Source organism: Acinetobacter amyesii (assembly GCF_023499985.1).
Classification (GTDB): Bacteria; Pseudomonadota; Gammaproteobacteria; order Pseudomonadales; family Moraxellaceae; genus Acinetobacter; species Acinetobacter amyesii.
This window is the reverse complement of record NZ_JAMCOU010000030.1, coordinates 36,738-51,426: the sequence shown is the minus strand read 5'-3', so window position 1 is coordinate 51,426 and position 14,689 is coordinate 36,738. Positions and strand designations below refer to the sequence as shown.

Sequence of the window (14,689 nt, the reverse complement as noted above, 5' to 3'; positions counted from 1 at the left end):
CTGACAAAAATTTGCTCAAATAAACTTCGAGTAATTTCTACCATTAATCAATGAAAATAATTTCGATCAATCAATCAGTAAAAATCCACACAAGTTGTTCTTCATAATCTCTTAATGATCTTTCTAACATCTCGTCAATGCTAGAAGCTGGACTTCAATAAACTTAACAACTCAACGCTTCGCGTTTTGTTCGTTTCCGTCTATCTCGTCGGTATGGGGTGCATTCTAGAGCATTTCAGAATCATTGCAACCCCCAATTCACTATATTTTTCACGTATGTATTTTTTATAAGCGTTTTTGCTAAAAAAATTGCATTTTTACCTATTTTTTAAGCATTTTTTATAAATTTTTAGCAAATAGTCGATATTTAATTAAGTAAATTTCTTATATCTAGCAAATCTTTTTCATCACTTTTAAGTCTAATAAAAGTAGCTTTGATTATTTATTAATCATTAGTCTACTTTTCTGCCTCAAAGCACATCATTTTTCTGTCATCACACCGATTCAAGCTTCATTGACATTTTTTAGCGTGCATTTTTATATTTACCAGCATTTTTTTAACGTTCATATGCTAAATGTTGCATGACTTCCAAGATGACTTGTTGCTTTCCACTAAAATCCTCGGCAGAAAATAGCAGCTTTGCACGTCTAGGGAGTTGTTCTCTTACCAATGCGAATAGTTGGTACTGTGCTGCGATATCCAAATCATGTAATTGTTGCCGCGCCTCACAAAATAATGCTCGCTTATGCTGTGTGGTTTGGTAGTCAAATAAATATCTCAAGATTCGATCGATCTGTTCATCATGATTATCGGTGTTGTAATACGCCATATTGTTGCTCTTTTTTGATTTTTGACCATTGTTCCATAAGGCCTGTTTTTGCAAAAATCATTTTAATTACATGCTTAGTCATTTTTGCTGATAAAAATGCAGCCTATTTTATTTGAATAATCACTATTAACGATCACAGTCATAAAAAGCCACTATTTTTGGGCTTTAGACGCATAGAGCGTAGGCTGCGTTTAACGTACACTCTTTTTATTTTTTAGGTGCAGGATGCCAACACAGTTTTTCCCACGCTTACTCTTACTATTAAGCGGATTAGGATTATTGGCTTTTGGTGTCGTACTCTCTATACATTCAAATTTAGGGACATCCCCTATTTCTTCGGTGCCTTACAGCTTTAGCTATATCTTTCCACTCACCGTCGGCACATTAACAGTATTAATGCACATCATCATGATACTGCTGCAAATGCTGATCTTAAAATCACGCTTTCAGTGGATACAGTGGCTGCAATTACCTGTGGGAATTTTGTTTGGTGCATTTATTGACGGTTTAATGTGGCTCACCCAAGGCTGGAGCATAGAAAGTTACCCACTTCAACTCCTGGCTTGCTTGGCAAGTTGCCTGATTACTGCTTTAGGTGTGAGCTTAGTGGTCAAAGCCAGTCTAGTCCTCTTGGCCGCAGAAGGCCTCTATCAAGCCATTGCTGTTCGTTATCGCCTTGATTTTGGCAACTGTAAAACATATGGCGACATCCTCTTGGTCAGTATTGCGGTTATCAGCAGTTGGCTGGTCTTACATCAAGTCATCGGGGTACGTGAAGGCACCATTATTACCGCACTTTTAGTCGGGACTTTAGTCAAGCGGATCTTACCTAAATTAAGCTTCATTCAATTTGGCTCTAAGCCCTAAAACCAAGCTCCATGAACATCTATCTAAGTAAAGACATTTTAAAGCTCGATTGAATCGGGCCTTTTTTCTGGCGCGATTAAAATCTTTAATACAGAAATGAATGTGATTTTTGAAAGGAATAGCTCAATTTTACAAATAAAAAAGGGAAAGATCTCTCCCAAAATCTTTCCCTTAGAATTGAATCTTTAGTCGATCCATCGTGTAATTATTATAGTTATCTGTTTACTTCACTAAAAAAAGAGTCCCTTGGGGAAGAGACTTATAAAAAGTGGAGTTATCGTTATGTACCCTCTAGATGGTATATATATCTCTCTAGATGAATAAATCTTATACATAAAATTCAAGAAATGCAACACATTTGGCAAAATTTAAGTGTTGTTTTTATAAGGTTTTTTTTGAATTTGCTTATTTATATTATTAATATATTAATTGGTAAAAAAAAGCAGGCCGAAGCCTGCTTTTAATTCAATAACTTAACTAAAAATTCAAGAATTTATTAGTCGGTAAAAGTTACTTTTGCGATCGCTTTTTTGCTCGCTTGGATGATCAAAGTTTTGTTTTCTGACACAGCATAACCTGCATCGACCACTTCCCAATCCACTTTCACTGCACCACGACCAATTGCATCTTTTGCTTGAGCTGCATTTTTAGTCAAACCCGCTTCACGCAAAATAGATGTAATGAAAATCTCACCACCAAATGCGCCACGAGAAATAGTCACTTCTGGTGTACCTTCTGGAAGTTCACCTTCAGTAATCAAGTTGCCTGCACCTTTGTGCGCATTTGCTGCAGCTTCTGCGCCATGGAAACGCTCAACCAATTCAAGTGCAAGAATTTTCTTCACTTCTTGTGGGTTACGACCTTCAGCCACTTCTTTAAGCAACTGTTGAATTTCTTCAATCGATTTAAAGCTCAACAAGTCAAAGTAACGTTCGATCAAATCATCTGGCATTGAAAGCACTTTTTGGTACATCGCACCCGGTGCATCAAATACGGCAATATAGTTACCCAAAGATTTAGACATTTTATTTACGCCGTCTAAACCTTCAAGAATTGGCACAGTAATGCACACTTGAGATTCTTGGTCATAACGGCTTTGTAATGTACGACCCATCAGCAAGTTAAAGGTTTGGTCTGTACCACCCAGCTCTACATCCGCTTCTAGCGCAACTGAGTCATAACCTTGCACCAATGGATATAAAAATTCGTGAATCGCAATTGGTTGATGGCTGTTATAACGTTTAGTGAAGTCATCACGTTCCAACATACGTGCCACAGTTTGCTGTGAAGCTAACTGAATCAAGTCAGCAGCAGTTTTTTGACCAAACCACTCTGAGTTGAACACAACTTTAGTTTTCGCAGGGTCAAGAATCTTAAATACTTGTTCTTGATAAGTTTTCGCATTTTCTAAAACTTTTTCACGTGATAACGGTGGACGCGTAGCGCTCTTACCCGTTGGGTCACCGATCATGGCTGTATAGTCACCAATCAGGAAGTAAACTTCATGACCTAAATCTTGGAAAACTTTTAATTTATTAATCAGAACCGTATGACCTAAATGTAAATCAGGTGCAGTCGGGTCAAAACCCGCTTTAATTTTTAATGGGCGATTCTGCTTTAATTTCTTAAGAAGATCTTCTTCAGAAATAATCTCATGTGTGCCTCGTTGGATGAGGGCAAGTTGTTCTTCAGCCGGCAGGAAATTTGACATCACAAAATCCAAATAGATCAGTTATACAATTTGTGCGATATACTAACACTTTTTCAGCACATTGCAGGCTTAAGAATCATCATGACAGCGATCTACATTGGGGTAATGACCGGCACGAGCATGGATGGTGTCGATATTGTTGCTGCTTCTTTTGATCCTTTAGAGATTCATGCGACACTCACACTTCCCTTTGACCCAGACCTTCGTGATGAACTGATGGCCCTCACCTTGCCTGATGATAACGAAATTGATCGCATGGGTAAGGCAGACGTTGCATTAGCTCAAATGATCGGTCATGGCATCAATGAATTGATCGAGAAGAATGAGCTAGATCGTAGTCAAATCAAGGCGATTGGCTCGCATGGACAAACCATCCGTCATCGCCCTGAACATGGTTTTACCCTACAAATTGGCGACCCGAATATTATTACCGAACTCACTAAAATCCCTGTGATTTCAGACTTCCGCCGCCGTGATATGGCTGCAGGTGGTCAAGGCGCACCTTTAGTTCCTGCGTTTCATCAAGCGCTTTTCCAACATGACACCATTCACCGTGTGATTTTGAACTTGGGCGGAATTGCCAATGTCAGCATGTTACCTGCAGGCAAACCTGAAGCCGTGTATGGCTTTGATACAGGTCCAGCTAACATTTTAATGGATGCTTGGTGCGAACGTTATACTGGTCAGCCCTATGATGAAAATGGGAACTGGGCAGCTTATGGTCAACCTATTCGCAGTCTGCTCGACCGCTTACAAGCACATGAGTTTTTCTCTAAAGAACCGCCAAAAAGCACAGGTCGTGAAGACTTCAATCTAGAATGGTTAGATGAACAGATTCTCGATTGGCGTGGAGATCTCGAATATGACGAACTCGAAGATACGCCAGAAAACATTCAAGCAACCTTAATGAAACTCACCACACGCGCCATTAAAAAAGCCATTTACCGTTCTGATATGGATACTGGTGAAGTCTATGTCTGTGGTGGTGGTGCATACAATTCGCACCTATTAGAGCAACTGCGCTGGCGTTTACGTAAACATGAATGGACGGTGCAAAGTACCGCAGATTTAGGCTTAAGCCCAACATGGGTGGAAGCCACAGCCTTTGCTTGGTTGGCGATGCGCTTTGTCAATCAGCTTAGTGCAAATTTACCAAGTGTGACGGGTGCTGCTGGCTATCGTATCTTAGGTACAATCACTGCGGTTTAAGAGTCAAAAACATATAAAAAGGGTCTGCAATTGCAGACCTTTTTATTATTGATGAATTAACGCATCATATTTTTCGCATTTTCATTGCGAAATGCGCGTAAAATCTGTTGCCCTGCACGTCCTGTTGGACTTAAACCCAGTCGATTTTGCTCTTGTCGAATGGCTTGACGGGTTTTATCTCCAATTAATCCATCCACTTTACCAATGTCATAGCCACGGTTAAGTAAAAATTGTTGAATCTCTCGTCGTTCCGCACGTGAAGTCCCAGGATCATCGGTTGGCCATGTCGTACTAAAGCCACCCTTGCCTTGCAAGCGATCGGATAAATGCGCAATCGCTAATGCATAACTCTCTGCCGCATTATAGTTGTAGATTGCATCGAAATTTTTAAACACCAAGAACACAGGCCCACTTGCCCCAGCCGGTGCCATTAAACCTGCTTGGCTCGATCCAGAAAGGTTACCTTGAATTAACGGCGTACCATCGGCACGCTGCAAACCACGATTCATCCAGCTGTCTAATGACTTTTTATTACGGCGACTTTCTCCACTGATCGACATGCCATCCGGAATTTTGACTTCAAAGCCCCACGGCTGACCAGTTTGCCAACCACGCTTTTTCAGGAAGTTGGCTGTAGATGCCAACGCATCCGTGGTACTCGACACCAAATCACGGCGGCCATCACCATCAAAATCCACGGCCAGTTCTTCATAGGTACTCGGCATAAATTGGGTATGACCAAATGCACCTGCCCACGAACCTTTCAATTGAGATTCATTTAAATCACCACGCTGCAAAATCCGCATGGCTGCAAAAAACTCGCCACGGAAATAGCTTTGACGGCGTCCTTCACAACTTAAAGTGCCCAATGACTGTAATAAAGGATAGCTACCCGCAATATCACCAAAATTACTCTCCACACCCCAAACCGCGACCACGGTTTCAGCAGGCACACCATAAGCCGCTGCGACACGGTTTAATACATCACGATGCTGCGCCAATTTCTGCTGACCCAGTTGTACACGCTCTTCATCTACCAGACCGGACAGATAGTCCCAAATCGGAGTTGAAAACTCAGGCTGATAGTTGAGCTTTTCAATCACAGAATAATCAGGTGTTAAATTTTGTGTATAGCGATCATAAGTGGATGCACTCACACCAGCATTCATTGCTTGCGAGCGCAAATTGGCTAAACAACCTTGAAAGTTATTTTGTGGTGAAATGCTGCTTGTTGTAGGAATGCTCGACGAATTGACAGACTGACCATTAATAATCAACTCGGCATTTGCCTGAGTTATTGCCAATAAAGCAGTCCCGAAAACAAATCCTAAGTGATGCTTCATACCCTAGATCTTTTTTGAATTTAAATTGTTGCTTTAACAATAGCAGCTCAAAGCAAAAGTTAAAGGTTCAAAACGTAAATTTAAATTCATATTTTCTACTTATTTAAATTCATTTTTAAAATTTGAATTCAAAAGCAGTTATCCACAACCCAACTTTAAATTCATTAGAAACCAAACACCGGTTTAAATTTAAATTCAAAACTTTTAAATTTAAAGATAAATTAGGTGCATAAAAAATTATCCACAAATGCAAAATGGGGTAAAAATTCATTTTTATTATTAATAATCAAAATATTATAGGTTTTAAAATATACTCCCTATAGATCCAATAAGTCTGAGCAACTTTTAAATTCAAATTTTAAATTTAAACACGGCGAAATGAATTTATTTTTCAAATTTGAATTCATAAACTTTGAATTCATTTTTTCCGTATAGGATTTTTTGAATTCAAATTCATAGTTTGAATTCAAAAACACAATTTAAATTCAAAACGCTTTGGTTATTTTTGATTTTGATTCACACACATCACAGGCTATTGATACACAAAAAATAATACGAAGATTAACGCAGAATATTTATAAACGGACGAACACTTTATGATCAATAGTTTCTTATCGTTTCAGCGATAAACGGTGTGATTTTGCAAAGAGGCGCAATGATGCCCGAACTACAGCAATAAAAAAAGCGGCCATGTGCATGACCGCTTTTTTATCATTCAAACACAGGTTTAAATGGTCATATCTTCGCTAAGTGCCAGTGGATTCGGCAAAATTTTCGCCAAAGCACGACATAAAGCTGTTAATTCTGCAGTATCGTTCGGCATTAAAGTGATGTGACCGATTTTGCGACCTTCACGCTCTGTTTTGTTATACAGATGCAAATGTGCGCCATTCAGTGCCAATACATCTTCAGACTTCGGATGCTGGCCAATGATGTTCACCATGACCGTTGGACGAACAACTTCAGTCGAACCCAAAGGCAAACCTGCTACAGCACGGATGTGGTTTTCAAACTGTGAACACACTGCGCCTTCAATCGACCAATGCCCCGAGTTATGTACACGCGGCGCCATCTCATTGGCATATAAGCCTTTATCCGTCACAAACAGCTCAAGCGTCAAAACACCGACATAATTCAAATGATTGAGCAGGCGAGTAATGTAGTCTTGCGCAACTGGTTGTAAGTCTGCGCTGTTTGGCGCAGGCACAATTGAATGCGACAAAATACCGTTGTGGTGGTGGTTTTCCGCCAATGGCCATGTTTTCACATCGCCATCTTGACCACGCACCGCAATGATTGAGACTTCACGTGAGAAGGTTACAAAGCTTTCCGCGATCAATTCACCTGCAGGGCCTAGTTCAGCCCATGCTTGATCCATTTGCTCAGCGCTACGTAGCACAAATTGACCTTTACCGTCATAACCGCCACGCGATGTTTTCAGTACGATGGGTAAACCCAACTCAGCAACAGCAGCTTGTAAACCCTCGAAAGATGTCACGGCCTTATAAGGTGCAACTGGAATGGCTAATTCATCAAACAAAGCCTTTTCGGACAAACGATGCTGTGCAATCGCTAAAGCTTGGCGCGGTGGGTGCAATGCTTTGTTCTTGGTCAACACATCAACATCTGCTAACGGAGTATTTTCAAACTCTAAGCTGAAAACATCTGCGCTCTGAATGAAATCTTGCAAACCATTTTCAGCTTGAGTCGAAATCACTGGACCCAGCGCTGCAGAAGGGCACTCAGTACTCGCTTCAAAGAAGGTGCATTGAATGTTTAAAGGCAATGCCGCTTGCGCCATCATGCGACCCAACTGGCCACCACCAAAAATACCAATGGTTTTATCCATGAGAAATGCCCCTTAATTAAGCTTGACCCGGAATATTTTTACTCGCCACTTTATCGGTTTGCGCAGCACGGAAATCTGCAACATTTTTTGCGATTTCAGGACGCGTTAAACCTAAAATTTGTGCCGCCATGATCGCTGCATTGGTTGCACCCGCTGGGCCAATCGCCAAAGTACCGACAGCAATACCTGCTGGCATTTGTACAATTGAAAGTAGTGAATCTACACCATTTAAAATCGATGATTTTACCGGTACACCAAGTACAGGTAGGTCAGTCTTGGCTGCACACATACCTGGTAAATGCGCTGCACCGCCAGCACCGGCAATAATCACTTGAATACCACGATCACGTGCGGTTTCAGCATATTCGAATAATCGATCTGGAGTTCGGTGTGCAGATACAACTTCCGCTTCAAATGGGACGCCAAGCTGTTTCAGCATATTGGCAGTGTTTTCTAGCGTTGCCCAATCCGATTGAGAACCCATGATAATTCCAACGAGAGGAGTGTCTTGTGAAGCGGCCGCATTCATTGCAATGTTTCCAGAGATTAAAGTAAGAGAGAGTAAATCTCGACTAGAGCCAAGCTTTAATAAGAGCCCCATATTATAGACTGAAAATTCATCTCAATAAAATTTAACGGTTGTCTTTAAAGAGAAAACTCCATAATATTTTGATGAAAATATTTTTATTTTTTTCAATTTTATAAAAACTTTTATTAAATCAATATTTATAACAACACTTTAAACATGAAACAGATGTTTATCCTACTTACTCTAGCCCTAAGCTCTCCGAGTTTTGCCCAACTCGTTCAACTCAATACAAACCAATTTGAAAAAGACTTTAACCTCTTACAGCAACAAAAAGGCTATAACGGCCAAATTAAGAGTAATGGCTACATCCACGAAAAATTTTTAGTCACCGGAAAATCTATTATTGATGAACGTAAGCCGGTCAAGATGACAGGCTATTACAAAGCAGATGATGGCCGCGATAAAATGTATTCAATTTCAGAATATCGTGTTTATTGTGATGACCAAAGCTATGGTTTTGCTCTCATGAACTTTGAAGCAGACGGTCAAAGACTGTACTAACCAATGAGAGTGATTATGCCTTTGACTATGAAGATCCCACTCCACGAGACCGTGAGTTTAGTAAAGTCCTCAAAAATGCCTGCAAACACGCCTCACTTAAATGATCAGAGCCATGCAGCATTGGATCAGTTAAGCACTGCGAAACACGAAATAGACACATCCAAAAAGGCATAAACCTGCCCACAAATAGTCCAACTTAAAGGGTTGTTTAAAAAGGAAAATCATAAATGGAACGAAGACCAATAGCGTCACGACTTCTTGTGTGATTTTCATTTGACCCAAAGACCACCCATGTTTGGCCAACAGTCGCGTTGCTGGGATCATAAAACTGTATTCGAGTAACGCGATCGCCCATCCAAATAAAATCGCTTGCCAAAGCGGTGCATCATGTAAAAACTTCAAATGCCCATACCAGGCCAAAGTCATAAAACAGTTGGAAATAATCAATAAAAACAGGGCAAGTGACATAAGCAATCAAGATCGCAAAAATTTGCGCATATTGTACGTTTTTCATCACGATTTCGCGCCTATTTTCCGTGTTTTTATCCTCAAGAAAATTGCGTACATTTGATCAGTTACGAGCTCAATCTTTTTGCACGATCTCATACAAAAAAATCTATCTTTTCCCTAAGACCCTTGCTATGGTTGCTCTCAAATGAAATTAACCTTTTCAACCAAATCTATAATGACAACACCACAATAACAAAGTGATGTGTCGATAAAAGCAGTGGAGTTAGAACGAATGCATCTGCATATCTTGGGTATTTGTGGCACCTTTATGGGTTCATTGGCGCTCTTGGCGCGTGATTTAGGACATAAGGTGACGGGTTCAGACCAAAACGTTTACCCACCAATGTCTACCCAATTGGAAAATGCAGGCATTACCTTAATGCATGGCTATGACCGTAGCCACCTTCAACCACACCCAGATCTCGTGATTGTCGGCAATGCCATGAAACGTGGCATTGATGCAGTGGAATACATGCTGAACGAAGGCCTGCCTTATATTTCTGGCCCACAGTTCCTTGCAGACCACGTGCTACAAGGTAAACATGTCTTAGGTGTTGCAGGCACACATGGTAAAACCACAACCACAACCATGTTGGCATGGGTGCTCGATCAAGCGGGTTTAAACCCGGGTTTCTTGATTGGCGGCGTACCCTTAGGCTTTAGTGAAAGCGCACGTTTAGGCGGTGGAAAATACTTCTGTGTAGAAGCCGATGAATATGATTCGGCATTTTTCGACAAACGTTCAAAGTTTGTGCATTACCATCCTAAAACAGCGATTTTAAATAACCTTGAATTTGACCATGCCGATATCTTCGAAGACTTGGCTGCGATTCAAAAGCAATTCCATCATCTAGTGCGTACTATTCCAAGTGAAGGCCGTATCATTGCGCCCATCACTGAAACAAATATTGATGAAGTCTTGGATATGGGCTGCTGGACACCTGTGGTGCGTACATCTTTAGATGCCAATGACAAATCTGAATTGTATGCAGAACAATTGTCTGCTGACGGTTCACATTTCAAAGTGCTACAGCATGGTGTCGTGAAAGGCGAAGTCAAATGGAATATGACTGGGCAACACAGTGTAGCCAATGCTTTGGCAACCATTGCTGCGGCTGAACATGTCGGTGTTTCGATTGAAACGGCGTGTGAGGCACTTTCAAATTTTGGCGGTGTAAAACGTCGTATGGAGCTTTTGGGCACAATCCGTGGCATTGAAGTTTATGACGACTTTGCACATCACCCAACGGCGATTGATACCACATTAGAAGGTGCGCGTAAGCGTCTGGGTCAACGTAAGCTTTGGGCAGTAATCGAGCCACGTTCTAATACCATGCGCATGGGTAGCCATAAAGATGGGCTTGCACATTCTGCACGCTTAGCGGATGAAGTGATTTGGTATCAACCTGAAGGTTTGGATTGGGATTTACAACCTGTGATTGAAGCTGCTGCGAATAAAGCCGTCGTGGCGCGTTCACTGGATGACATCATTCAAACCATCGTAAGCGAGGCAGGCGAGGGCGATGCTGTGGTGATTATGTCGAATGGCGGTTTTGGTGGTTTACATCAGAAGTTGATCAGTGCATTAAAAGCCTAAACCCACTAGATAAAATAAAAAAAGCCCGCTGCGCGGGCTTTTTTTTTATTCACACTCAGCTTAAAAATAATGCTGATAGCCTCGGTTTTTATAGCCTAAATCCAGCTTAACCGACTGTTCAACATTCTCTAATCTTAACAATGTCGTTAAAAACGCCTGAATTTGTTCTAGATTGAGCAGGTCTGGTTGAAAGCTTGAATGTCCAAAGCGCTGAAACAAACTAGCAATTTCACTATGTCGGTTGACATATTTCATCGACCATTTTGAAAAATCGATTTGATCAATATTTTGATCAGGATAACGCACAATATCCCGATGGCGAGTATCTTTCGCAATATGCTGAAAAAGCTGTTCGAGAGCCGCTTGCTCACCTTGCAAGCATTGGAAGAACCGGCCTTCGGCATAGTACAGCACGCCAAAAATACGCTGTTCGGTATTGAAGCTGCGGGCTCTCACCAAAATATCACTTAAATCTTGTATTAAATCAAATTGTTGTTCTACACGTGTACTGGCATAACAGAGTTGTATCATTGTGTTTATTCTTAAAGTATTTGCACGATTTTAACGTAGAAAGTTCTACAGGATGAGTAAATATTTGTATATTTTTTAATCAAATGTGCTTTTTAACTTACAACAGAAAACCAAGATCACGTATACCGATATCACCTTCATTTTTTAAACTTATACATATTAAAACAATGAAATTATTTCCATTTGAAGATGAATAAAGAGGCCGACCATGCTTAAAAATTTACTCATTTTTTTATCGATCACTTGTGTATATTTTGCTGCCTTGATCATACTGAATAATTTTGGCGTTTCAGATTTTTTTAATGTCGTTATTTGCTCATTTATTTTAGGAATAACACTGCGCACCGTGATTCCTCACTATCTTATTTATTTACTAATGATGATGACCATTGGCAGTATTTATTTTGTACTGAATGACTTTGCATTATTAAATATCATGTGTTTAAGCTTATTTTTAGGGATATCAAGCTGCTCGATCTTATTGCAGTTTTGGCCAAATCTTTTCAAAGCACCTTCAACGCTGTTAAAATTAAAGCTCAATTAAATACAACTTAGCTTTTAAATTTTTTAAAAAATTCATAATGATAGAAACGCCCGCATCGCGGGCTTTTTTAGGCTTGAACATCGGCTAATGTCTTGTCTCGGCGAAACATCACCTCTACATAAGAACAGGTTGGAATAATTATTAAGTGTTTCTCACGAGCGAATTCCACCAAATGATCCAATAGTACACGAGCAACCCCTTGCCCACGTAAGGAATCATCTACCCACGTGTGATTTGCCACAATGGTATGTTCATCACGCCATAGATAACTCATTTCTGCAAGGCGTACACCCTCAGCATTTAACTGAAAAAATTCACCTTTTTGACCATTATCTTGATGTTGCATAGTCACTGTTTTTTCTTCCTTTTTATGAAAAAATACACCGTGTAACAAACGAGAAAGTGATTGGTACAGAACTTAAACAACCTATATTCAACTGTAGGTGATAATAAATCCGTACACCTTTCACATTAATTAAAAAACAATTAAATCACACTTGCCGGATATTTTTATTATGGACCTTTATCTTGTCGCTATCTTTGTATTACTGATTGCTGCAGCATGCTTGGTTGTATCGCTGTATAAATCACGATCTTAATTCAACTTCACAACTAGATTTCAAATAAAAACAGCCTGATTGCAATACCATCAGGCTGTTTTTTATTTATCCAAATGATTAATCCACATCACGCTGAACAATTTAGCGTAGAACATCACGAATCGATTCATCTTTATCAAATACAGATTTTGCAAAAGGGCAGAGTGGAATAATTTTCACGTTCTTTTCCCGAGCAAAATTCACTGCTGCATCGAGGAGATGTCGTCCAACACCTTGGCCTCGCAAGCTATCACTGACATCGGTATGATCAATAATAAATTTATCATCGCCTGCCCATGAGTAAGTCATCTCTGCCAAACGCTCTCCATCTTGCTCAACAAAGAAAGCTCCTTTTTTTTGATCATCATCTTGTTGTACAAACATCTTAAATTTCCTCCATTTTTTTATAAATTGGCATGTAATGCAGGTCAACTCTGTTGTTTTTGTATTAATTTAAACCGCATGTACAGGGCTTAAATCGGTTCCTGCTTGTGTATAGAGCATAGTAAAATATGCCACTTTTTTTATTTGAAGACACTCATGTCTGCCTCTCCCTCCGAAACGGCTTCTTCTGGCTCTTGGACGGCTGTGATTGCTTTGGCTTTCGCAGCATTTATTTTTAATACCACTGAATTTGTACCTGTCGCGTTGCTCAGCGATATTGGCAAAACATTTAGCTTAGCCGCGACCGATGTCGGCATCATGATTATGCTCTATGCATGGGTGGTTGCTCCGATTTCTTTGCCGATCATGTTATTGACCAAAAATATTGAACGTCGATCACTCCTGATTTGCTTATTTATGGTGTTTATTGTCAGCCATGTTCTGTCGTATTTCGCATGGAGCTTTAATACTTTATTGCTCAGTCGAATTGGCATTGCTTTCTCGCATGCACTTTTTTGGTCAATTACTGCGTCGCTGGCAGTTCGTGTTGCACCGAAAGGCAAAGAATTTCAAGCCTTGGGGCTTTTGGCCACAGGCACAGCTTTGGCGATGGTTCTCGGTATTCCGTTTGGGCGTATGGTCGGAGAAGCCTATGGTTGGCGAAATACCTTTGCTCTGATTGGCATTGGCGCCAGTATCGTTTGCCTGATTTTAGCCAAAACGCTGCCAATACTGCCGAGTTTGAACTCAGGTTCGCTGAGCAGCCTAAAACAGTTTATTCGCCGTCCAAGCTTAATAATGGTCTTTGCATTAACCATTATCGTCATTAGCGCGCAATTTACCGCATATAGCTATATCGAACCGTTTTCGCTCAACATTGCTGCATTCAGCTCCATGCAAACCACCACGTTGTTATTAATCTTTGGTGCAGCAGGCTTTCTAGGTTCTTATCTCTTTGGAAAATTTGGTGGGAAATATCCCAAAGTTGCGATTCCTTTAAGTACAGCCACACTGGCTTTATCCATGCTGCTGTTGCTTCCTGTTTCTTTGAGTTTTGCAGGTGTAAGTGCAGTGTGCTTATTGTGGGGCATGAGTATCATTGGATTTAGTCTCGCATTACAGTCAAAGACACTACATCTCGCATCCGACGCCACCGATGTCGCCATGGCTATTTATTCAGGGCTTTATAATGTCGGGATTGGCGGTGGCGCACTCTTGGGCGGCATGGTCAGTGTACATTTCGATTTAAGTTATATCGGCGTGATCGGAGGAATCATCGCCGTGATCGGCACACTTTTAGCCTTAGCGTTGGTACACCGTGGTGATTTTAACCCTCCTGTGGCACATTAAATGAATTCGTAAATTGCTGATTGCACTTTGAACTAAAAACTGTCATGCTTTGCCGCATATTTGGACAGTGTCCAAAACAAAATTTGAACAAGGGGAGTAGCCTCCTCCAAACGTAAACCTTGTTTTACGTGTCAGAATATCGTCATTACACTTTGCAAAAAGTCGGTATCTGAGCATCGCTGCTGAAAATCATTACAGTACGATGTAGGCAAGACCTTGATCATGTTGTCTCAGGCGTTTTATTTCGTCTGGCAACTGGTCGAGGTTTTTTTATG

At 40.6% G+C, this 14,689-nt stretch carries 14 protein-coding genes; 5 read left to right on the top strand and 9 right to left on the bottom strand.

Features of this window, described 5'->3' with window-relative positions:
- Positions 1 to 557: 557 nt before the first annotated feature.
- Positions 558 to 830, bottom strand: coding sequence for a hypothetical protein (locus M5F03_RS08620; RefSeq protein ID WP_180103158.1), 273 nt, complete (start codon positions 828 to 830; stop codon positions 558 to 560).
- 225 nt (positions 831 to 1,055) lie between these two features.
- Here M5F03_RS08620 and M5F03_RS08615 point away from each other — a divergent pair, with 225 nt between their 5' ends.
- Positions 1,056 to 1,697 carry a YczE/YyaS/YitT family protein gene (locus tag M5F03_RS08615; protein WP_249708008.1) on the top strand — a complete coding sequence of 214 codons (642 nt, stop codon included), beginning with the start codon at positions 1,056 to 1,058 and terminating at the stop codon, positions 1,695 to 1,697.
- 496 nt (positions 1,698 to 2,193) lie between these two features.
- Here the strand turns inward: M5F03_RS08615 and tyrS are convergent, their stop codons facing one another.
- A complete protein-coding gene (gene tyrS / locus M5F03_RS08610; protein ID WP_171262600.1) occupies positions 2,194 to 3,426 on the bottom strand; it encodes a tyrosine--tRNA ligase in 1,233 nt (410 codons plus the stop codon).
- A gap of 63 nt (positions 3,427 to 3,489) precedes the next feature.
- Here tyrS and M5F03_RS08605 point away from each other — a divergent pair, with 63 nt between their 5' ends.
- The gene (locus M5F03_RS08605) at positions 3,490 to 4,617 is read left to right on the top strand and encodes an anhydro-N-acetylmuramic acid kinase (RefSeq protein ID WP_180103156.1); all 1,128 of its coding nucleotides are present in this window, start codon (positions 3,490 to 3,492) and stop codon (positions 4,615 to 4,617) included.
- Positions 4,618 to 4,673: 56 nt separating this feature from the next.
- Here M5F03_RS08605 and M5F03_RS08600 read toward each other — a convergent pair whose 3' ends face one another.
- From M5F03_RS08600 to purE, 3 genes are all read right to left on the bottom strand, one after another.
- Positions 4,674 to 5,960, bottom strand: coding sequence for a lytic murein transglycosylase (locus M5F03_RS08600; RefSeq protein ID WP_249708007.1), 1,287 nt, complete (start codon positions 5,958 to 5,960; stop codon positions 4,674 to 4,676).
- A gap of 727 nt (positions 5,961 to 6,687) precedes the next feature.
- Positions 6,688 to 7,809: a 5-(carboxyamino)imidazole ribonucleotide synthase gene (locus M5F03_RS08595; RefSeq protein ID WP_078194467.1), complete on the bottom strand. Its 1,122-nt coding sequence runs from the start codon at positions 7,807 to 7,809 to the stop codon at positions 6,688 to 6,690.
- A gap of 16 nt (positions 7,810 to 7,825) precedes the next feature.
- A complete protein-coding gene (gene purE, locus M5F03_RS08590) occupies positions 7,826 to 8,338 on the bottom strand; it encodes a 5-(carboxyamino)imidazole ribonucleotide mutase (protein ID WP_078189531.1) in 513 nt (170 codons plus the stop codon).
- A 216-nt stretch (positions 8,339 to 8,554) separates the two neighbouring features.
- Here purE and M5F03_RS08585 point away from each other — a divergent pair, with 216 nt between their 5' ends.
- Entirely contained in the window at positions 8,555 to 8,899 is a 345-nt protein-coding gene (locus tag M5F03_RS08585; RefSeq protein WP_249708006.1) for a hypothetical protein, read from the top strand.
- A 129-nt stretch (positions 8,900 to 9,028) separates the two neighbouring features.
- Here the strand turns inward: M5F03_RS08585 and M5F03_RS08580 are convergent, their stop codons facing one another.
- Positions 9,029 to 9,367 (bottom strand): DMT family protein, encoded by a 339-nt coding sequence (locus M5F03_RS08580; protein ID WP_078189529.1) that lies wholly within the window; start codon positions 9,365 to 9,367, stop codon positions 9,029 to 9,031.
- Positions 9,368 to 9,641: 274 nt separating this feature from the next.
- On the opposite strand from M5F03_RS08580, the gene mpl reads away from it, so the two are divergent.
- On the top strand, positions 9,642 to 11,006 hold the full coding sequence (mpl, locus tag M5F03_RS08575) for a UDP-N-acetylmuramate:L-alanyl-gamma-D-glutamyl-meso-diaminopimelate ligase (protein WP_249708005.1): 1,365 nt from the start codon (positions 9,642 to 9,644) through the stop codon (positions 11,004 to 11,006).
- 60 nt (positions 11,007 to 11,066) lie between these two features.
- Here mpl and M5F03_RS08570 read toward each other — a convergent pair whose 3' ends face one another.
- The 3 genes from M5F03_RS08570 to M5F03_RS08560 all read right to left on the bottom strand — a co-directional run bounded on the left by M5F03_RS08570 (position 11,067) and on the right by M5F03_RS08560 (position 13,088).
- The gene (locus M5F03_RS08570) at positions 11,067 to 11,537 is read right to left on the bottom strand and encodes a BLUF domain-containing protein (protein WP_249708004.1); all 471 of its coding nucleotides are present in this window, start codon (positions 11,535 to 11,537) and stop codon (positions 11,067 to 11,069) included.
- A gap of 611 nt (positions 11,538 to 12,148) precedes the next feature.
- Positions 12,149 to 12,475: a GNAT family N-acetyltransferase gene (locus M5F03_RS08565; protein WP_257225408.1), complete on the bottom strand. Its 327-nt coding sequence runs from the start codon at positions 12,473 to 12,475 to the stop codon at positions 12,149 to 12,151.
- A 307-nt stretch (positions 12,476 to 12,782) separates the two neighbouring features.
- The gene (locus M5F03_RS08560) at positions 12,783 to 13,088 is read right to left on the bottom strand and encodes a GNAT family N-acetyltransferase (RefSeq protein ID WP_347269446.1); all 306 of its coding nucleotides are present in this window, start codon (positions 13,086 to 13,088) and stop codon (positions 12,783 to 12,785) included.
- A 132-nt stretch (positions 13,089 to 13,220) separates the two neighbouring features.
- Here M5F03_RS08560 and M5F03_RS08555 point away from each other — a divergent pair, with 132 nt between their 5' ends.
- Complete coding sequence (locus M5F03_RS08555) at positions 13,221 to 14,414, top strand: sugar transporter (protein ID WP_249708003.1); 1,194 nt, start codon at positions 13,221 to 13,223, stop codon at positions 14,412 to 14,414.
- Positions 14,415 to 14,689: the final 275 nt, after the last annotated feature.